Consider the following 21,034-nt stretch of genomic DNA (forward strand, 5'->3'; position numbering starts at 1 on the left):
ATTAATTATTTGGCATGCACATCTATTCAGAGAACTTTCATACCAATAAAATCAACAAACATCTGACAGAACTATATTTCCCAGAAAAAATGGCTCTGTCATCTGAATAAAAAAGCAGATATGAACATCTGCTTTTTTCTGATTTATAAAAATAAAACACCGGCTTATTTAGTCACGGACAATTGATACTGACCGGAACCCGAATAAGATTTCACAGAAAAATAATAGTAACCTTGTTCGGCCTGATAGGTGATCGACTCACTGGAACCTGATGCTTCTGAAGCTGCAACCTGAACCCATGAGCTTTGGTTATCCCATTTCATGATTTTCAGGTCAAAATCCGTATTTGAAGGACCTTCAAGTGCAAGCTTGATTGTTCCGCCATCATATTGAAACCAGTTGCCATCGGGTTCAATTTTTTCCCCTTTTTCTGTTAATGACCCCGTGTAGACAACAGTGTCTGATGGCGTCGTTGGTGTGGTTGGTGTTGTCACATCGCCCGGAGTCACAGTGAAAGAAATCGTCTCTGCCGGCGCAGAAACATCTGTGATATTCAGTCCTGACTCATTCCCATTCCACCACAAAGAGTTCGTGCCTTTAGATGTCAACGCATTCGGTAGTGAAGCCGTAAACTCGCCGTATTCATGGTATAAGTCTTTATTATCCCCATAATTACGATTATTTTCAGGGTCACGAAGCGCATCGGCATGTTCCATTTGGATATATGGATGCCATTCATTCGAGTTATCACCCGCTGGATCAACATGCCATACGGCCAACCCTTGATCCGGTTGTTCTGTGTTTTGACCTGACCGATGGATGGCTTCAATATAAAATGCTTCTTTCGGGTTCGCCGGATTACTCCACTTATAATCAGTGTTTGAGCCGGATGTCGCTGACAAACGCCCTTGTGGCGCATTGGCATTAATCGCCGGATTCAGCTCAGTCACCGAATCCCATCCCGCAAGTGCCCGTAAAGGAGCGACTGGCGGAACCGGGTGCAGCTGACTGGTTTGACTGGCCGAGCCATATCCCATAATGCCGAAAGAAGCGACTGAGCCCAGAGAGCTTCCGTCATAGTCATATAAATCAGGCCATCCTGCAATCAGGTGTCCTGATTCATGTGCAAAAGTACCAATTGACAACCGGCTTCCCATATCAGAGATCTGGTAGAGGTTAGAACAGACACCATCCGCACAAAAACGCGGGCTTAAACCCCCCATGTGCGGCCACAACCCTCTGGCCCATGAACTGTCTGAATCCCCTGCATAGAAAAAGTTCAGCCCCTTAATCAACCCCTGACTGTCAGTAGACAAGGTTGAAAAATCAAATCCCTGCTGATTTTCAAGCCAGTCCAGCGCTTCATGAATCAGTTCTTGCGAACGAACGGACGATTCAAGACTTGAATCTGCATAGTAAGATTTTTTATGTTTTGCCGTATAGTAGGTTGTAACAACATTGGTATAATCAAGTTTCCCGCCGGAAACCGAGCGGAAATAGCCCCGGATAGACTGAAAGTTTCCAAACTCATGATAATCCAGGTCATTCAGAAAATGTTCAACCTGAGATTTGGTAATTGAACCTGATTTGTCCGGGAAATCGATGATCACTGTTAACCCTTTCAGAGAACCCGTCACAGTGGATGATGATGCCGTGCTTATCAGCGTATTCCCCAAGGGCGTATCACCCTTGACTTTCAGCATTGCCTGACGTTTTTTCAAAGCCAGCTTACCTTTTGCAGCGGCTGTCAGACCTTGCTGACTCATCGTAGAGATCATCGGTAATTGATTATCTGACTGAACAGCCAGCTTTCCGGTTGAAATGAGCTGGCTACCATCTTGCGAGACTTGTGCGTAAGCCATCCCTTTTAGTTGATTATCGTAAACAACCAGACGTCCTGATTTTGTTCTTTGCTCTGCAAAATAATCATTACCAGTTAATGTCAATGTGATGACATCACCATTTGGTTGTGTGAACTGATAATTTTTTCCGTGATATGGTACTGCTGAATAAGCAAGTTGACCTACTAAAGTTAAACTAAATAAGCCGAGTGTAATTTTATTTTTCATTTTAATTCCTTCATTTAATCACAAACCGATATAAAGAGTATTCTTCAGTTTGCGGTGGTATTTTTACCCCAAAAGCATCGGACAATCAAATAAACCACCAGATTTAAATTTTAATTACAGAATCATTCCGAAATCAAAAAATCTTATTTATGAATAAATTAAAAAAACAAAAGACATAGTAATAGCAGACTCATAAAAAATTCAGACAAACACTTATTATAATCAGACAATCTACCAAATATTTATACCCACAAAAAATAAAACGATCAGTAACAAATTAATCGCATCATAAGGCATAATTAATAATTATTATAATTTTATGATTGATATTATTTTTATACCCAGATGACCTCAAGCTGCAGGATTCAGAGCTTCATCAACAAGTTCAGTTCAGGGAAAATAACTGAAGGAATAATGACGCCTTTCGAAGTGATTTGACGCAGAAATGAATTTGTTGATGCGCTCCCGAAGGGTAAGATGCCACTCAGGTATGCAGAGGATAAACATAAAAACAGCTGCTATTTCCATCAGCAGCTGTTTCAATGATAAGAATATGTTTTACATAATCACCGTCAGTGATAATGCCCGCTCCCGGTTTATCCGGTATCTCACCTGCCGGGGCTTACCTTCCCCGGAATCAGCGGAGCTTTCTTGACCGGTTGACAGCCCTTTGCTGGTTGATAGTTTTTTACTGGTTGATAGTTCTTTACTGGTTGATAGTCCTTTGTTGGCAGATAACCCTTTGCGAGTATCAACTAAACGGGATATCACACCCTTTTTCATCCAGACACTGAGCATAGCATCGATACCATCTTCGCTGAGATGAAAATGTCGGGCGAGCTCTTTTCGGCTCACTGTACCATGCTTTTCCAGATAATCTTTCAGCTCATGAAGAATCATACCAGCTGTACCTCAAGATGTTCTAATACGTTCCCTTTATGTTTCAGCCAGCGATAAAGCATATATCCACCAGCAACAATCATGACAATCCAGACGCTGCTTTTCAGCGGATGCCCGCCAAAATTCGCAACCTGATTGATTAATGTTGCCAGGCAATAGGCCAGACCAAATGTCCAAAGGGCAATAAACTTCGTATATTTGGTGCCAAATTCACGAACATAAGCCCCTAATGCAGCAACACAAGGCGTATAGAGCAGGATAAAAACAAGATAGGAAAAAGCAGCGGCTGCACCATTGAAATTTTGTTTCAGATTACCAAAAATTGATGCATCTACTCCCTGATCTTCAGCAACACTCGAGCTATCAGATAAATCACCGACTTCAATTCCCAAAGGATCGGAGTAACTCAGAGCACTCAGATTATCGGGGATTGTCATGACTGCTTCTTTCAGGCTGGCAGCTAAATCAAACTCGCCCCCCTCATCACCGCCGGAGGAATATAAGCTGTTCAATGTACCGACAACCGCTTCTTTGGCAAAAATACCGGTAATAATACCAACGGTGGCTTCCCAGTTTTGCTGTTCAACGCCAATTGGCTCAAAGACAGGCGTCACCCATTGAGAAACTCTGGACAGGACGGACAACTCACTATCTTCATTACCAAAGCTTCCATCGGTACCGACAGAGTTCAAAAAGCTCAGCATAGCCACAACTAATACAATTGTTTTCCCTGCGCCCAATACAAACCTTTTCAGTTTTTGCCATGTTTTAATCAAAACATTTTGTAAGGTTGGTATTTCATAATCAGGCATTTCCATCAGCAAACTGTCACTGCTACCGGGGTAAATCGTATGACGTAATACAATACCGGTAAACACAGCGACTAAAATACCAATGAGATAAAGAAGAAAAACAATATTTTGTCCTGAATGAGGGAAGAAAGCAGCAGCAAGCAGAGCATAAACAGGTAAACGGGCACCACATGACATAAATGGCACCATGGCTGCTGAAAGACGTCTTTCCCTTTCCTGATCCAGCGTCCGTGTCGCCATAATCGATGGCACGTTACAACCAAAGCCCAAGACTAACGGAACAAACGCTTTACCCGGCAAACCAATTTTCTGCATCACTTTGTCCAGCACAAACGCAGCACGTGACATATAACCGGAACTTTCCAGCACGGCGAGAAATAAATACAGGCAGGCAATCACAGGGATAAATGTCGCAACTGTCTGAATACCACCACCAATACCATCAACAATAATCGTTGTCAGCCATACCGGCAGGTGATTATCCAGCAACGCGTGTCCCCCATCCACAAGCAATGCACCAACAGATATATCAAAAAAGTCGATAAATGCACTACCAATGTTAATGGAAAACATAAACATCAAATACATGACAAAAAAGAAAAATGGAATACCAATCCACTTATTGAGCACGAACCGATCGGCAACTTCAGTAAACCCATGCCCGAGTTTCCCCTGACTCTTACGGATTCTTTGGCATTGGTCATGTAAGAAAGTGTAACGGGTATCTGCAACATGCAAATAAATATCTAAAGAGCACTGCTGACGTTTAGTCGTGACTTCACGTTGGCTTTCTTCAGAAAGGCGATTAATCACCAGGCTATCATCACCCAGCGCTCTGATCGCTAAAGCTCTTGCAGAAACGTCCTCTTCCTCAAACAAAGGTTCAACTGAGGAAATAATTGATTCAAACTCATCACCATAATCCAGCTTCAGTTCACGATGTGGTATCCCCTGAACCAAAGCTTTATGCATACTTTCTTTAAACTGTTTTACCTGAGATTTATTATGGGCAGATAACGCAAAAACAGGACAACCTAATACTTTCTCTAACTCTGCTGCATCAATCGTTAATCTTTCTCTTTTTAGTGCGTCCGTCTTATTTAAAACGACAACCATCGGACGACCAAGCTCACGAAGCTGTAAGGTCATATATAAGCTTCGTTCAAGGCAAGTTGCATCAACAACATTGATAATTAAATCAGCAGGATGAGATAACACAGATTTAGATGCAATAGATTCATCGATACTGTGGCTATCATTGCCACTGTCTAATGCATAAATACCAGGCAAGTCTGTCAGTAAAAAATCATTTCCGGCATGAGAAAACTTACCGGTTTTTTTCTCTACAGTCACACCAGCCCAGTTACCAACCTGCTGTTTCGCACCGGTCAAACCATTAAATAATGTTGTCTTTCCGCTGTTTGGGTTTCCTACAGTTAAAATTTTATAATTCATTTCACATCTCCGACTTCAATAGCAGAGGCGATCGTTTCTCTTACTGCAAGTAATACACCACGGACTTCAACCTGTAACGGATCTCCTAAAGGAGCACGTCTGACTAAGCGGATGGATGTCTCGGGTAATATTCCCATAACCATTAAACGTTTTCTGACCGACTCAGAAAGGTGGTGAAAAGATTTCACCTGTGCACATTGCCCTGCTTTAAGTTGAGTTAGTTTCATTTTCAATACCTATTGAGAAGTATTATCGTTGTCGTTATCACTTACGTACAATACACCGAATGTCCTTATAGTTCATGAGGTAAATCAAAAAAATTTTAAAATTGAACTGAAGTGCTCGGATAACAATAAATAGTGTCAATCGCCAGCTGTAACGTAAAAACCACATCAAGGGATAATCAACAAATCACCAAAAAATGCAAAAACTGTTTAATTAACCAACAAAAAAGTCAAAATAAAGTCATATGATCACCAATTTTTTAAAATTAAGACTGACGAAGAGAAGATGTGGTGTTATGCTTTCAAGCGCTTATACCGCTGCAGTAGGGGGGGATTGTTCGCAATAATCTGCTGTACGGTATGAGTCCTACTATTTATTCTTTAGTCGAAAGAGATATTCCAAAAACCTTCGTTTTAACAACCAGGTATATCTCATTGATGGCGAATTCCGCCCATGGTATAGCCCTTAGGGCTGTACCATGACCCTTTTTTTATCAGGCTGCTTTCAATCTGTTCGTTTTATAACCAAGTCGTTTTATAACCAATTCGTTTTATACCAATCTGGAAAATAAACTGATCATCTGGATGTGTCTGGTGGAGCAAACATACAAGGGCATGGAGCCCTTGTTTAAGCGCCCATGGATAGCTTGAGCGGTTTGCGGAACCAGATATATCCAGATCAGAAAATGACTTAGAATGGTATTAAAACCAACACCGCTACACCTGACAGACTAAACATTACTTCCCTAAGCAATCTGTAAATTGTTTCGTAATATGCTCAATAAAATGGAAATAGCCACCGGGACTCACTTCAATATTCGTGGCCAGAGGATCTAATGTGCCCTGCTTTGCATGTGTTCCACGTGTTACAGAATGAATGACTGCCGGCAAGAACTGCGGCTCAGAAAAAATACAGACGCCTTGTTGCTGACTCAACACCCTGCGGATTTGAACCAAAGTTTTTGCCCCGGGTTTTCTGTCAGGATTGACAGTGAAGTGTCCAATATTATTTAAACCATAACGTTTTTCGAAATAGCCGTATGCATCATGAAAAACATAGTAAGGTTGCTCATGGACAGATGCCAGAGAATGCTTAATTTCTGTATCCGTTTTATCCAGCTTGCGGATAAAATCAGATAAATTGGTCTGGTAGCGTTCAGCATGTTTTGGGTCTGCAGCAACCAGACGCTTTGAAATTGCTGTTGCCACATCCCGGACGACATCAATGCCTAACCAAAAATGCGGATCAATGTTGCCATGATGGTGATGTCCGTCATCCTCATGCCCATGCTCGAAATGTCTGAAATGAATATCAGGCAATTGACTAATGGTGAGTACATTTGGATGACGACTGAGTGACTTGGTCAGAAATGGCTCCAAACCTTCACCAAACCATATAATTAAATCTGCCTTTCTGATTCGCTTTACATCTGAAGGACGTAGTGCATAATCATGCGGCGACGTATTTGCTGCCAGCAAAACATCCGGTTCACTCACTCCAGCCATCAACTCATAGCAGATAAGCTGAATCGGCTTTACGCTGGTCAAAACGTTCATAGCAAGTGATGGATAAGAAATCAGAACCGAAGCAATAAAAAGTAGTATAGAACGAAAATACTTCATGACTTTTTCTCAGAGGATAACTAATATTACTAACATGTTACATTATAACATAACACCAGACAACCGGGTTATCTCATGTCATCTCTCATAAAACTAGAAAACATCTGCGTTGAGTTCAACCGGAGATATGTTCTGGACCATGTCAGCCTCACTGTTGATAAAGGAACAATTACAACATTAATCGGCCCGAATGGTGCCGGAAAATCGACCTTAGTCAAGGTGTTACTTGGGTTACAGCCCATTCATTCCGGCAAAATGGTCAGGCCAGACCGTCTGCGAACCGGCTATGTTCCTCAGAAACTGCGACTGAATGAAGCACTTCCGCTGACTGTAATCAGATTCCTGAAGCTGGCGGGTCGCTTTAGCAAGCAAGAGCAAATGAGCGCTTTAAAGTTAGTCGGGGCAGAGCATTTAATCAATCATAATATGCATCAGCTATCGGGCGGAGAAAGTCAGAGAGTTTTACTTGCAAGAGCTTTACTACAACGCCCGGATCTGTTGGTTCTGGACGAACCAACTCAAGGCGTTGATGTTCAGGGACAAATCGATCTCTATAATTTAATTCATTCACTGAGACAACGATTTGAATGTGCCGTTTTCATGGTCTCTCATGATCTGCATTTGGTCATGGCTAAAACCGATCATGTCATTTGTCTGCAACACCATATTTGTTGCCATGGCGCTCCGGCTGAAATTACCCGCCACCCCAAATATATCGCCCTATTTGGTCAGCCGACAAATGAAACATTTGCCTTCTACAACCATCACCACAAACACTATCATGATTTGTCCGGGTATCCTGTATCCCGGGACGATTCACAGTGCTCCGAGCACACTCACGGACACCATCACCATGATTGATCTCTTAATCCCTTCAATTCTTGCCGGTCTGGGAATTGCGATAATTTCAGGTCCTTTAGGGTCCTTCGTTGTCTGGCGGAAAATGGCCTATTTTGGCGATACTTTATCGCACGCATCTCTGATGGGGCTGGCTTTTGGTTTTTTACTGGATATCAATCTGAACCTGGCTCTCATCGTCTGCTGTCTCATGATCGCAGCTCTGCTCGTCACGATGCAGAAACAAAAAGTGATTTCAACAGATACTCTGCTCGGCATACTCGCACACAGCTCTTTATCCATTGGGCTGATAGCCGTCAGTTTTCTTGACGACATCCGCATTGATCTGATGAGTTATCTGTTCGGGGATTTACTTGCCATTACTCCGGATGACTTAATCTTCATTTGGGGCGGTGTTGGCGTCATTACGATAGTTCTGTATTTCTTCTGGCAGCCGTTGTTGTCTTCAACCGTCAATGAAGAACTTGCCGCTGTTGAGGGGACACCAACTGATTTAATGCGGTTATTACTCATGTTGATGATAGGCCTTGTTATCGCCGTAGGAATGAAGTTTGTCGGCGCACTGATCATGACATCGCTCCTCATTATTCCGGCTGCCGCTGCCCGAAAAATCTCCACAACTCCAGAACAAATGGCGATCTATGCCTCATGTATTGGTTGTATTTCAGTCTTGTGTGGATTATGGCTTTCATGGCAGTTTGACACGCCCGCGGGACCATCGGTAGTTGTGTCTGCAAGCTGTCTTTTCCTTTGTTTGAATTTTATTAATCTCCGAAAAACAGCCTGACATCCATAACCCGGCTTCGTCGATTAAGCGCCGGTATTGACCAATAAAAAAACCCCGGTTTAAACCGGGGTTAAGTTCGAATCAGATAAAAGCTTATCAGTGTCATTACCAGCCGGTAACTTCCCGCAAAGCCTGACCAATATTTGCCAGACTTTTGACGGTTTTGACTCCGGCAGCTTCAAGGGCAGCAAACTTCTCATCTGCAGTACCTTTTCCACCGGAGATAATGGCACCTGCATGACCCATTCGTTTTCCTGGTGGCGCAGTCACGCCAGCAATATAAGAAACAACAGGCTTGGTGACATGATCTTTGATATATGCAGCTGCTTCTTCTTCAGCTGTGCCACCAATTTCACCAATCATGACAATGGCTTCAGTCTCAGGATCTTCTTCGAATAGTTTCAGGATATCAATAAAGTTTGAACCCGGAATTGGATCGCCGCCAATACCGACACAACTTGACTGACCGAATCCTTCATCCGTTGTCTGTTTCACCGCTTCATAAGTCAAAGTACCTGAACGGGATACAATGCCGACCTTCCCTTTCTTATGAATATGTCCGGGCATAATACCAATTTTACACGCATCCGGTGTAATGACGCCCGGGCAGTTTGGACCAACCATTCTGACACCCGCTTCATCCAAACGGACTTTGACATCCAGCAAATCCAGAGTCGGAATCCCTTCAGTGATCGTCACGATCAACTCAATCCCGGCATCAATGGCTTCTAAAATCGCATCTTTACAAAATGGCGCCGGTACATAGATCACACTGGCTGTAGCGCCGGTCACTTCAACCGCTTCACGGACGGTATTAAAAACAGGCAATCCAAGGTGAGTCTGCCCACCCTTACCAGGTGATACACCGCCAACCAGCTGTGTTCCGTAATCCAGTGCCTGCTCGGAATGGAAAGTGCCCTGTCCACCGGTAAAACCCTGACAAATGACTTTTGTCTCTTTATCAATCAATATCGACATTATTTGCCCTCCGCAGCAGCAACTACTTTTTCAGCTGCTTCTGTCAACGATGTAGCTGAAATAATGTTCAGGCCACTTTCATCTAACTTTTTCGCACCTAAATCAGCATTATTTCCTTCAAGACGAACAACAACCGGGACAGAAACACCCACTTCCTCAACTGCACCAATAATTCCTTCAGCAATCAGATCGCAACGGACAATCCCACCAAAGATATTGACTAATACAGCTTTCACATTTGTATCTGATAAAATGATCTTAAATGCTTCTGTCACACGTTCTTTAGTTGCACCGCCCCCCACATCAAGGAAGTTCGCCGGGCTTCCTCCATGAAGATTGACTATATCCATGGTTCCCATGGCCAGTCCGGCACCATTGACCATACAGCCAATACTGCCATCCAGTGCAACATAATTGAGTTCCCACTGAGCAGCATGCGCTTCTCTTTCATCTTCTTGAGAAAGATCATGCATTTCTCTGAGCTTGGGCTGACGGTAAAGTGCATTGGAATCGATATTAATTTTTCCATCAAGACAAAGCAGTTGATTATCACCGGTAATGACCAGAGGATTAATTTCCAGTAGTGCTAAATCGTACTGAGTAAACATCTCACCCAGACCCATAAAAATTTTAACAAACTGTTTTATCTGGTCGCCTTTCAGGCCCAGTTTAAAAGCCAGCTCACGCCCTTGATAAGGCTGAGGACCAACCAGTGGATCAATCGCAGCTTTATGAATCAGGTCCGGCGTTTCTTCAGCCACTTTCTCAATTTCAACCCCGCCTTCTGTCGAAGCCATGAAGACAACTCTCCGGGTCGAACGATCAACAACAGCGCCCAGGTAAAGCTCACTGGCAATATCTGACGCAGCTTCAACCAACACTTTAGAGACAGGCTGACCATTTGCATCTGTCTGGTAAGTCACTAAATGCTTTCCAAGCCATTTTTGAGCAAAATCACGAATTCCATCTTTGGTATCATGTAATTCAACTCCACCAGCTTTACCACGTCCACCTGCGTGAACCTGACATTTAACGACCCATTTACTTCCACCGATCTTTCCTGCTGCTTCAGCCGCTTCCTGCGGTGTACCACACGCATAACCATCAGGAATGGGCAAACCGTACTCAGCAAAAAGCTGTTTGGCTTGATATTCATGCAAATTCATTGTGCTATTCCATCTTTATATTTGTATTCAGTTAATTTTAGCATTGTTTCATACTAACTAACATTTGTAGGGCACCAGTCTCATATAGAAGAGAGACATTTTATACCGACAATCTGTTAAGAATGATGATACCGGAGTTGAGCGATTCCGGTTTTAACATTTGCAGGCTGCCAGCAGCCTGCAAGTATCAAAATCAAACATCCAGTAACAGACGGGTCGGATCTTCAAGAAGCTCCTTAATTGTCACTAAGAAACCAACAGATTCGCGTCCGTCAATTAAACGGTGATCATAGGAAAGCGCCAGATACATCATCGGCAAAATCTCTACTTTTCCATCAACGGCCATAGGACGGTCCTGAATTTTATGCATACCCAAAATGGCTGCCTGAGGCGGATTGATAATCGGCGTAGACATCAGAGAACCAAAAACCCCGCCATTCGTGATAGTGAAGTTCCCGCCAGTCAGTTCTTCAACTGTCAGTTTACCTTCCTGGCCTTTTCCGGCGAGTTCTTTAATACCTTTTTCTATTTCAGCAACACTGAGCATGTCACAATCTTTCAGTACCGGTGTTACCAAACCCCGAGGTGTCGACACAGCAATACTGATATCAAAGAAGTTATGATAAACAATATCCTCGCCATCAATGGAAGCATTCACTTCAGGATATCGTTTTAGCGCCTCAGTGACAGCTTTCACATAAAACGACATAAAACCAAGCCGGACACCATGCTTTTTCTCAAACAAATCTTTGTATTGCTTACGAAGTTCCATGATTGGTTTCATGTTCACTTCATTGAAGGTCGTCAGCATTGCCGTGCTGTTTTTAGCTTCCAGCAAACGCTCAGCAACCCGCTTACGCAGACGAGTCATCGGGACTCGTTTCTGACTACGCTGATTGGCAGAAACTGCAATATCATCATCCTGTGATTCAGCGCTCTGCTTCGGTGTCGTTGTCTTGGCAGAAGCCAGATAAGACTCAACATCTTCTCTGGTGATCCGGCCTCCGACTCCTGTCCCCTGAACCTGCTCACTGGTTAAGCTATGCTCGGCAAGCAAGCGACGAACCGCCGGGCTCAACGCATCATTATTTTCTTCATTTAAAGCTGCTTTATGCCTTTTATCCGGAGAAGGCTGAGAAACATCTGTCGTATCTTTGGTCGGCTCTCCGGCAACAGCACCAGGTTTTAAGCGGGCAAGTAACTGTTTTGAAAGGACGGTCGCACCTTCTTCTTCAAGAATCGCTTCCAGCACACCAGATTCAGGTGCAGGAACTTCCAGTACAACTTTATCCGTTTCAATATCAACAAGAATTTCATCCCGCTCAACTGAATCGCCAGGTGATTTATGCCATGTAGCAACCGTTGCATCTGCGACAGATTCAGGTAAATCCGGAACCAGAATTTCAATTGTCATATTTCTTTTCCTTTTACTTCTAGTTCTTAATCTAGTTTCAGAGCGTCTTCAACCAACGCCTTTTGCTGTTTCAAGTGGACCGACATGTAACCAACAGCCGGAGAGGCAGATGCAGGACGACCTGCATAACGCAATGATGCATCATCAGGAATCGCTGCACGGAAGTTATGCTGACTGCAGTACCATGCCCCCTGATTCTGTGACTCTTCCTGACACCAGACAAAGTCTTTCGCGTTTTCATACTCAGCAATGGCTGATCGCACATCTTCCAGAGGGAATGGATACAGCTGTTCAATGCGGACAATCGCCACATCCTTCTGCTCGTTATTTCGTCGCTGCTCCAGCAAATCGTAATAGACCTTACCAGAACAGAAAACGACACGTTTGACCTGCTTCGGATCCATCTCATCAACTTCCGGAATCGCAGGCATAAAAGTGCCTTCAGACAGTTCTTCCAGAGATGAAACACACAGCGGATGTCTCAGCAATGACTTGGGTGACATCACGATTAACGGACGGCGCATCGGACGGATAACCTGACGACGCAGCATATGGTAAACCTGAGCAGGTGTTGATGGAACAACCACCTGCATATTCTGCTCGGCACAAAGCTGCAGATATCGCTCAAGTCTGGCAGATGAGTGCTCTGGTCCCTGTCCTTCATATCCATGTGGCAATAACATGGTTAAACCACATAAACGTGCCCACTTCTGTTCTCCGGATGAGATAAATTGATCAATCACAACCTGAGCACCATTGGCAAAATCGCCAAACTGAGCTTCCCAGACCGTCAGTCCACTGGGTTCTGCTGTCGCATATCCATATTCAAAAGCCAGTACGGCTTCTTCAGATAATACCGAATCAATGACCTGAAAGGGACCCTGATTAGTGTGCAGATTTTTCAGTGGAATATAAGTGCTGGCATCATCCTGATTATGAAGCACAGAGTGCCGGTGGAAAAATGTTCCCCGGCCAGAGTCCTGTCCGGAAATACGGATACGGTTACCATCATCGACAAGTGTCGCATAAGCCAGAATTTCCGCCATCCCCCAATCGAGCAGCTTTTCACCTTTGATCATCGCTTGTCGATCGGTATAAATTTTCTGGACCCGGCTTTGCAGCTTATGACTTTCAGGGTACATACAAACCCGCTTACCGATATCCTTCAGACGGTCTGTATCAAATTCATTCTTCCACGCTTCATCCCAGTCATGAGAGAGGTAAGGTGACCAGTCAACTGAATGCATCGCCATCGGGCGCCATTCTTTCACCACCACTTCACCGTGATCAAGGGCATCGCGATATTCATTGATCACCTGAGTTACCGTACCGTTATCGACACTTCCCCTCTCAGTCAGTGCATCCGCATAAATCTTTCTTGGCGTTGGGTGCTTCTTGATTTTCTGATACATCAAAGGCTGAGTTGCATTGGGCTCATCGGCTTCGTTATGTCCGTGACGCCGGTAACATACCAGATCAATCACAACATCCTGTTTGAATGTATTACGATAATCAAGGGCAATACGGGTAACAAATGCAACGGCTTCAGGGTCATCAGCATTCACATGGAAAATCGGGGCCTGCACCATTTTAGCAATGTCAGTACAGTACATTGTCGAGCGGGTGTCTCTTGGATTTGACGTGGTAAAACCGACCTGATTATTAATGACAATCCTGACAGTTCCGCCAACCTGATACCCCCGTGCCTGAGACATATTAAATGTTTCAGCAACCACGCCCTGTCCGGCAACCGCAGAATCCCCATGAACAGTGATTGGCAGCACACTTGAACCATCTTTGTCACCCAAACGATCCTGACGGGCACGGACAGAACCCATGACAACCGGGTTCACTATTTCTAAGTGAGACGGATTAAATGCCAGCGCCAAATGGACATTTCCACCGGGTGTTGCAAAATCAGCGGAGAATCCCTGATGATATTTTACGTCTCCGGTTCCCCATGTTTCATCATGCTTACCGGCAAACTCATCAAATAAATCCTGAGGGCGTTTCCCCAGCACATTCACCAGCATATTCAGACGGCCACGGTGTGCCATACCAATGACAACTTCCCGCATACCTTGTGCACCAGCATGACGAATCAACTCTTTCGTCATCGGAATCAGTGCATCACCACCTTCCAGCGAAAAACGTTTTGCCCCCGGGAACTTCGCCCCCAGATAACGCTCCAGACCTTCAGCGGCAGTTAATTCTTCAAGGAAAGTAATTTTTTCTTCCTTCGAAAATGAAGGCTGACCAACAACCGATTCAAGACGCTGCTGAATCCAGCGTTTCTGCTCAGTACTGGTCATGTGCATGTATTCTGCACCAACGGAACCACAGTAAATTTTATTCAGAGATGTATGAATATCTTTCAGCAACATAGTCTCCTGACCAATCGCGAAAGAACCCACGTTAAACATCTCTTCCATATCACCGGAATTGAGATTATGAAAAGAAGGATCAAGCTCTGCCACCGGAGGGCGTTGCCATAATCCCAGAGGATCTAACTTCGCCGCTTCATGTCCTCTGAAGCGGTACGCATTGATTAACTGTAATACTCTTACTTGTTTAGCATCGACATCAGGATCACTAACTTGGACATTGTAATGCTTTGTCTCTTGAGCGAGTCGACGGAAGTAGTCACGGACACGTGAATGGGGCTGTTCTGCAACCTCACCCGGGCTTGGAAGCCCATCAAAAACACGTTTCCACTCCTCACTTACCAGATCGGGGTCACTTAAATAGAGTTCGTAGAGGTCTTCTACATACGTTGCATTGGCGCCAGCCAAGTGTGAAGACTCGAGCCATGCCTTCATCACGCCGTTTTGCATATTTTCCCTTTACCAGTAGTTTTCACGTTTGCTTCGGTCTAAGCCGAGCTCTGTAAGCAGGCCTTACGGCCTGCAGTTCTTATCTTTTCTATACCGAGCGCTTAATCAACATCGATTTCACATGACCAATCGCTTTAGTCGGATTCAATCCCTTAGGACAAACACTGACACAGTTCATAATGCCATGGCAACGAAAAACACTAAATGCATCATCAAGTTCAGATAATCGTTCATCTGTTGCTGTATCCCGGCTATCAATTAACCAGCGATAAGCGGCCAGCAACCCCGCAGGACCAATAAACTTGTCCGGATTCCACCAAAACGATGGGCAGGACGTCGAACAACATGCACACATAATACACTCATACAGACCATCCAAATGCTTACGTTCATCCGGAGACTGCAGATTTTCACGTGATGGCGGTAAATTACCTTCTGAGATTAAATAAGGTTTTACCTTGGCATAATTATCATAAAACTGTGCCATATCAACAATTAAGTCACGAACAACAGGCAGACCCGGCAGTGGTCGGATGACTATCTTATCCCCGGAAAGGTCAGAAAGCGGGGTAATACACGCTAATCCATTCTTTCCGTTCATATTCAATCCATCAGACCCGCAGACACCTTCACGGCATGAACGGCGAAATGCTATCGATGGATCCTGCTCTTTGAGCAAAATCAAAGCATCCAGAACCATCATGTCAGAGCCTTCAGGCACTTCCAGCGTATAATCCTTCATGTAAGGCTTATTATCGACATCCGGATTATATCGATACAAAGAGAAGTTTAATTTCATCACTTGTGCCTCCCCTAGTATGTTCTGACTTTTGGCGGAAATGCATCACGGTAGACCGGCGCCATATTGACTGAGCGCTGGGTCATTTGTTCTGTTTCCGGGTTATAAATTGAGTGACACAACCAGTTTTCATCATCACGTTCAGGATAATCAAACCGGGCATGAGCACCACGGCTTTCAGTACGATAATTCGCAGCCACAGCTGTTGAGAAGGCTGTTTCCATCAAATTATCCAATTCCAGACACTCTACCCGTTGGGTATTAAATTCACTGGATTTATCCGCCAGATGCGCATTTTTGAGACGCTCACGAATTTCTTTCAGCTCTTCCAGCCCTTTCGCCATTGCATCACCTTCCCGGAAAACAGAGAAGCTGTGCTGCATACAATTTTGCAGGTCTTTACGAATCTGAACCGGATCTTCGCCACCTGTGCTGTTTTCCCAACGCAAATAACGACTGAGAGAAGCTTCAATATCAGAGTCAGTGGCTGCACGGGCTTCTGCCTGAGCCGCTAATGTTTCGCCAAGATGAAGGCCTGTAGCCCGCCCAAACACCACAAGGTCGAGCAAAGAGTTCCCTCCGAGACGATTCGCCCCGTGTACCGAAACGGATGCGATTTCACCACAGGCAAACAATCCCTGAACATCCACGTCTTCTCCCGAAGCATTCTGCTTCAGCGCTTGTCCGGAGACCTGAGTCGGCACACCACCCATCATATAGTGACAGGTAGGAATCACAGGGATCGGTTCTTTCACCGGATCGACATGAGCGAAGGTCCGCGACAATTCACAAATACCCGGTAGACGAGACTCAAGCACATCACCACCGAGATGATCAAGTTTCAGTTTGATATGTGGTCCCCATGGGCCATCACACCCACGCCCTTCACGAATTTCAATCATCATTGAACGGGCGACAACATCCCGGCCAGCAAGATCTTTAGCATTAGGCGCGTAACGCTCCATGAAGCGCTCACCATCTTTATTCAGCAGGTAGCCACCTTCACCACGACAACCTTCTGTCACCAGCACTCCGGCACCCGCAATACCTGTTGGGTGGAACTGCCACATTTCCATGTCCTGCATTGGCACACCAGCCCGGAGTGCCATCCCGACACCATCACCGGTATTGATATGTGCATTGGTCGTAGACGCATAAATACGACCGGCTCCACCTGTCGCCAGGATAGTTGCCTTGGATTTAAAATAGCAGACTTCACCGGTTTCCATACATAACGCAGTACAACCAACAACAGCGCCATCCTGATTTTTCACCAGATCCAACGCATACCATTCAGAGAAAATAGTTGTCTTGTGCTTAATATTCTGCTGGTACAAAGTATGCAGCAATGCGTGACCAGTCCGGTCTGCCGCGGCTGCGGTTCGTGCTGCCTGTTCGCCACCGAATTCTTTTGACTGACCACCAAATGGACGCTGATAAATTTTACCATTATCAAATCTGGAAAATGGTAGTCCCATTTTTTCCAGTTCAATCACCGATTCAGGGCCATTTTTACACATGTACTCAATTGCGTTCTGATCACCAATATAATCAGAGCCTTTCACCGTGTCGTACATATGCCATTGCCAGTTATCCTCATGTGAATTACCAAGAGCAACTGTGATTCCGCCCTGAGCAGAGACGGTATGAGAACGGGTTGGAAAAACTTTGGACAACAAGGCACAGGTTAAGCCTTGTTCTGAAACCTGTAATGCAGCTCGCATGCCTGCACCACCTGCGCCGATAACAACGGCATCAAATTCTCGCACTGGAATAGCCACTTAAACACCCCACAAAACAAACAGACCAGAAAAAAAGTATCCCAACAGTACTGCCACAACTAAAAGTTGTAATAACCCTCTCATCAAGGCGGGTTTCACATAGTCTGTCAGTACCTGCCATAAACCAATCCAACCATGTATCAGTACACAGCTCAGGGTTAACATTGTGAAGATTTTAGTGAATTGGCTACCCCAAAAATGAGACCATAGCCCGTAAGTGATGGTGCCGGAGAAAACAAAGAAGCATACGAGATAAAGCGTATACAAAGTCATGAGAATGGCAGTCGCACGTATCAACAGAAAATCATGAACACCGTTACGACCTACCGAAGAAACGTGTTTTACCATACTAGAATTCCTGCTAAAAGAGATAGAAAAACGGTGGCGCCAAAAGCAATTTTCGCAGTCTGTGTTCCTGATTCAAGCTCTTCGAAGTAGCCTAAATCCATAATCAGGTGACGAACACCACCCACAATATGATACGACAACGCAGTCAAGATTCCCCACAAAATGAACTTCATGAAGAAGTGACCGGCTATATCAGAGACGTACTGAAACCCTTCCGGAGATGAAAGTGAAACCGATAAGAGCCAAAGCAGTATTCCAATCGCGACAAACATCATCACTCCCGTCATTCGGTGAAGAATGGAAGCAATAGCCGTGACCGGAAAACGTATGGTCTGCAAATCAAGATTCACAGGTCTGGACTTTTCTTTCACAATTTGCTCACTCAGCTTTTAATAAGCATTTTATATAGTTATAAACAAAAAAGTCAGCATTAACTGACAAAATCAACATTATCTATACAAAATCAATTCATTCATGGGAAAAGTTGATAAATAATTGTTAAAAACACAAAACAAAATGTAACAAAAATTTATTGAGTGTTTATTTTTATTATGACGCTAAAACTGACTTATCCTAAGACAATATAAGATTTGCAACACTTTAATACAATTGATGTAACAATTTTTGCTACTCAGAACATATTTTTAACTTATTTCGCGCAAAAAACGCAATTGACTGCACACATCATAGGAGAAAAATTGACTTTACTGTATTCCAAGGTAAGAATTTGCTTCGAAAACGTCCTGGGCGGATTAATAAAAATACATAAGGAGATTGTGTTATGGCAGATAAAAAAGCGACCCTTCACGTCGAAGGTAAAGCGCCAATAGAGCTGCCAATTATCGACGGTTCTATGGGACCTGAGGTAATTGATGTTCGTCAGCTGGGAGCAAATGGTTACTTTACTTTTGATCCGGGTTTTCTTGCCACTGCATCTTGTGAATCTCAAATCACCTACATTGATGGAAACAAAGGTATTTTGCTGCATCGAGGTTTTCCGATTGATCAATTAGCTAACAATGCAGATTATCTAGAGGTTTGTTACATTCTTCTCTACGGAGAAGCGCCAAACAGAAAGCAATACGAGGCCTTCAGAACCACAATATCCCGTCATACGATGGTACATGAACAAATCGCCAGCTTTTTCCATGGTTTCCGCCGGGATGCTCACCCGATGGCAATCATGGTCGGTGTTGTTGGGGCTTTGGCTGCTTTCTACCACGACTCACTGGATATCAACAATGACAGTCACCGTGAAATCGCGGCTTACCGGTTGATGTCTAAAATGCCAACACTGGCGGCAATGTGTTACAAATATTCTGTTGGCCAGCCGTTTATCTATCCGCGAAACGATCTCGGATATGCAGAAAACTTCCTTCACATGATGTTTGCAACACCTTGCGAAGAGTATGATGTAAATCCGATTGTCGCCAGAGCGATGGATAAAATATTTACACTTCATGCGGATCATGAGCAGAATGCTTCCACCTCAACAGTCCGTCTGGCAGGCTCATCAGGTGCAAACCCATTTGCTTGTATCGCCGCAGGTATCGCATCTCTGTGGGGACCGGCGCATGGTGGCGCAAATGAAGCCTGTTTGCATATGCTTGAAGAAATAGGTAGCGTTGACCGGATTCCGGAGTTTATCGAACGGGCGAAAGATAAAGATGATCCTTTCCGCTTAATGGGCTTTGGACACCGGGTATACAAAAATTACGATCCGAGAGCGACAGTGATGCGGGAAGCCTGTCATGAGGTTCTGAAAGAACTGAATATTGACGATCCACTGCTTGATGTTGCCATGGAGCTGGAAAAAATTGCTTTATCCGATGAATATTTTGTCGATAAGAAACTCTATCCAAATGTTGATTTTTATTCAGGTATCATCTTAAAAGCGATTGGGATACCAATTTCAATGTTTACCGTTATTTTCGCAATGTCTCGTACCATTGGCTGGATTGCTCACTGGAATGAAATGCACAGTGATCCAGAAAGCCGGATTGGCAGACCAAGACAGCTTTATACCGGGAAAAAAATGCGCGATTTCACCCCATTACATGAACGTGAATAAATCTGATAGTGATGAAGAAGAGCGGGCGCCTGCCCGCTTTTTTTATTACTATAACGTTTATTGTTAAAACGTTTATTGTTATAACGTTTATAGGTATAACATTGATTGTTATACAGGATTATCAATATCAATAAATGTCACATCTAATGCATGATGTTCTGCCAGCCATTCACCTAATGCTTTCACACCATAACGTTCGGTTGCATGGTGACCAGCAGAAAAGAAATGGACCCCCTGTTCACGTGCACTGTATGTTGTTCTTTCTGAAATTTCACCGGATATAAATGCATCAAGCCCTTTCGCTGCCGCCAGTTCGATATAATCCTGTCCGCCACCAGTACACCAGCCAACAGTACGAATCAGTTGATCACCGGCTGATATATGCAGAGGTTTACGATCCAGTACCCGCTCAATGATTTGTCCAAAGACCTCAGCCTTCAGAGGCTGGGATAAATGACCGTACATCGCGACAGACTGGGGATGACCTTCCAGTCCACCCTCAACATGAATATCGAGCAAATCAGCCAGCCTCGCGTTATTTCCCAGCTCAGGATGAATATCAAGCGGAAGATGATAAGCGTACAAATTGATATCATGTCTGATCAAAGCACGAATACGTTTGCCTTTCATACCTCTGATCGACTCCGGTTCTCCTTTCCAGAAATACCCGTGATGAACCAAAAGCGCATCAGCTTCAAGTTCAATCGCCTTTTCAATTAAGGCCTGAGAAGCTGTCACACCGGTGATAATCCGTTTTACCTCTGATTTGCCTTCAATTTGTAAGCCATTAGGACAGTAATCCTTCACCATTTCGGGACATAATTTTTCATTTAATATTGATTCAAGAGTAAGGTTATTCATCGGCCTTGCCTGATTTCTGTATGATAACAATGAATTCAGGCTACAATGTCGCAG

At 44.2% G+C, this 21,034-nt stretch carries 16 protein-coding genes and 1 pseudogene; 3 read left to right on the plus strand and 14 right to left on the minus strand.

All coding sequences use genetic code 11. The annotated features are described in order from the left end of the window. Window positions 1-164: 164 nt before the first annotated feature. From OCV29_RS13285 to znuA, 5 genes and pseudogenes are all read right to left on the minus strand, one after another. Window positions 165-2,069, minus strand: coding sequence for a M6 family metalloprotease domain-containing protein (locus OCV29_RS13285; RefSeq protein WP_073605674.1), 1,905 nt, complete (start codon window positions 2,067-2,069; stop codon window positions 165-167). 741 nt (window positions 2,070-2,810) lie between these two features. After that, window positions 2,811-2,969, minus strand: a pseudogene (locus OCV29_RS13290) (FeoC-like transcriptional regulator); the annotation flags it as partial. Then, the gene (feoB, locus tag OCV29_RS13295; RefSeq protein ID WP_073605673.1) at window positions 2,966-5,236 is read right to left on the minus strand and encodes a Fe(2+) transporter permease subunit FeoB; all 2,271 of its coding nucleotides are present in this window, start codon (window positions 5,234-5,236) and stop codon (window positions 2,966-2,968) included. The gene feoB and the pseudogene OCV29_RS13290, both read right to left, overlap by 4 nt. Continuing rightward, entirely contained in the window at window positions 5,233-5,463 is a 231-nt protein-coding gene (locus tag OCV29_RS13300) for a FeoA family protein (RefSeq protein WP_073605672.1), read from the minus strand. The genes feoB and OCV29_RS13300 overlap by 4 nt, the downstream gene beginning before the upstream one ends. Before the next feature lie 735 nt (window positions 5,464-6,198). Next, the gene (gene znuA / locus OCV29_RS13305) at window positions 6,199-7,083 is read right to left on the minus strand and encodes a zinc ABC transporter substrate-binding protein ZnuA (protein WP_073605671.1); all 885 of its coding nucleotides are present in this window, start codon (window positions 7,081-7,083) and stop codon (window positions 6,199-6,201) included. 75 nt (window positions 7,084-7,158) lie between these two features. Here znuA and znuC point away from each other — a divergent pair, with 75 nt between their 5' ends. Together znuC and znuB are read left to right on the plus strand one after the other, a co-directional pair. Further along, a complete protein-coding gene (gene znuC, locus OCV29_RS13310) occupies window positions 7,159-7,944 on the plus strand; it encodes a zinc ABC transporter ATP-binding protein ZnuC (RefSeq protein ID WP_073605670.1) in 786 nt (261 codons plus the stop codon). Then, window positions 7,937-8,728, plus strand: coding sequence for a zinc ABC transporter permease subunit ZnuB (gene znuB, locus OCV29_RS13315; protein ID WP_073605669.1), 792 nt, complete (start codon window positions 7,937-7,939; stop codon window positions 8,726-8,728). The genes znuC and znuB overlap by 8 nt, the downstream gene beginning before the upstream one ends. A gap of 105 nt (window positions 8,729-8,833) precedes the next feature. Here znuB and sucD read toward each other — a convergent pair whose 3' ends face one another. From sucD to sdhC, 8 genes are all read right to left on the minus strand, one after another. Beyond that, entirely contained in the window at window positions 8,834-9,706 is an 873-nt protein-coding gene (gene sucD, locus OCV29_RS13320) for a succinate--CoA ligase subunit alpha (RefSeq protein WP_073605668.1), read from the minus strand. After that, window positions 9,706-10,872 (minus strand): ADP-forming succinate--CoA ligase subunit beta, encoded by a 1,167-nt coding sequence (gene sucC, locus OCV29_RS13325; protein WP_073605667.1) that lies wholly within the window; start codon window positions 10,870-10,872, stop codon window positions 9,706-9,708. Before sucC ends, sucD begins: the two co-directional genes overlap by 1 nt. 193 nt (window positions 10,873-11,065) lie before the next feature. Next, window positions 11,066-12,286 (minus strand): 2-oxoglutarate dehydrogenase complex dihydrolipoyllysine-residue succinyltransferase, encoded by a 1,221-nt coding sequence (odhB, locus tag OCV29_RS13330; RefSeq protein ID WP_073605666.1) that lies wholly within the window; start codon window positions 12,284-12,286, stop codon window positions 11,066-11,068. A gap of 26 nt (window positions 12,287-12,312) precedes the next feature. Beyond that, complete coding sequence (gene sucA / locus OCV29_RS13335; protein WP_073605665.1) at window positions 12,313-15,120, minus strand: 2-oxoglutarate dehydrogenase E1 component; 2,808 nt, start codon at window positions 15,118-15,120, stop codon at window positions 12,313-12,315. 88 nt (window positions 15,121-15,208) lie between these two features. After that, the gene (locus OCV29_RS13340) at window positions 15,209-15,919 is read right to left on the minus strand and encodes a succinate dehydrogenase iron-sulfur subunit (RefSeq protein ID WP_073605664.1); all 711 of its coding nucleotides are present in this window, start codon (window positions 15,917-15,919) and stop codon (window positions 15,209-15,211) included. Between the two features lie 14 nt (window positions 15,920-15,933). Then, entirely contained in the window at window positions 15,934-17,700 is a 1,767-nt protein-coding gene (gene sdhA, locus OCV29_RS13345; protein ID WP_073605663.1) for a succinate dehydrogenase flavoprotein subunit, read from the minus strand. Then, window positions 17,701-18,048 (minus strand): succinate dehydrogenase, hydrophobic membrane anchor protein, encoded by a 348-nt coding sequence (sdhD, locus tag OCV29_RS13350; protein ID WP_261887333.1) that lies wholly within the window; start codon window positions 18,046-18,048, stop codon window positions 17,701-17,703. Beyond that, a complete protein-coding gene (gene sdhC, locus OCV29_RS13355; RefSeq protein ID WP_370737164.1) occupies window positions 18,042-18,422 on the minus strand; it encodes a succinate dehydrogenase cytochrome b556 subunit in 381 nt (126 codons plus the stop codon). Before sdhC ends, sdhD begins: the two co-directional genes overlap by 7 nt. Before the next feature lie 407 nt (window positions 18,423-18,829). On the opposite strand from sdhC, the gene OCV29_RS13360 reads away from it, so the two are divergent. Continuing rightward, entirely contained in the window at window positions 18,830-20,119 is a 1,290-nt protein-coding gene (locus OCV29_RS13360) for a citrate synthase (protein ID WP_073602368.1), read from the plus strand. Between the two features lie 108 nt (window positions 20,120-20,227). Here OCV29_RS13360 and OCV29_RS13365 read toward each other — a convergent pair whose 3' ends face one another. Further along, window positions 20,228-20,980, minus strand: a complete 753-nt coding sequence (locus tag OCV29_RS13365; protein ID WP_073602369.1) for a Nif3-like dinuclear metal center hexameric protein — start codon at window positions 20,978-20,980, stop codon at window positions 20,228-20,230. Window positions 20,981-21,034 lie beyond the last annotated feature (54 nt).

Source organism: Vibrio aerogenes (assembly GCF_024346755.1).
GTDB classification, from domain to species: domain Bacteria; phylum Pseudomonadota; class Gammaproteobacteria; order Enterobacterales; family Vibrionaceae; genus Vibrio; species Vibrio aerogenes.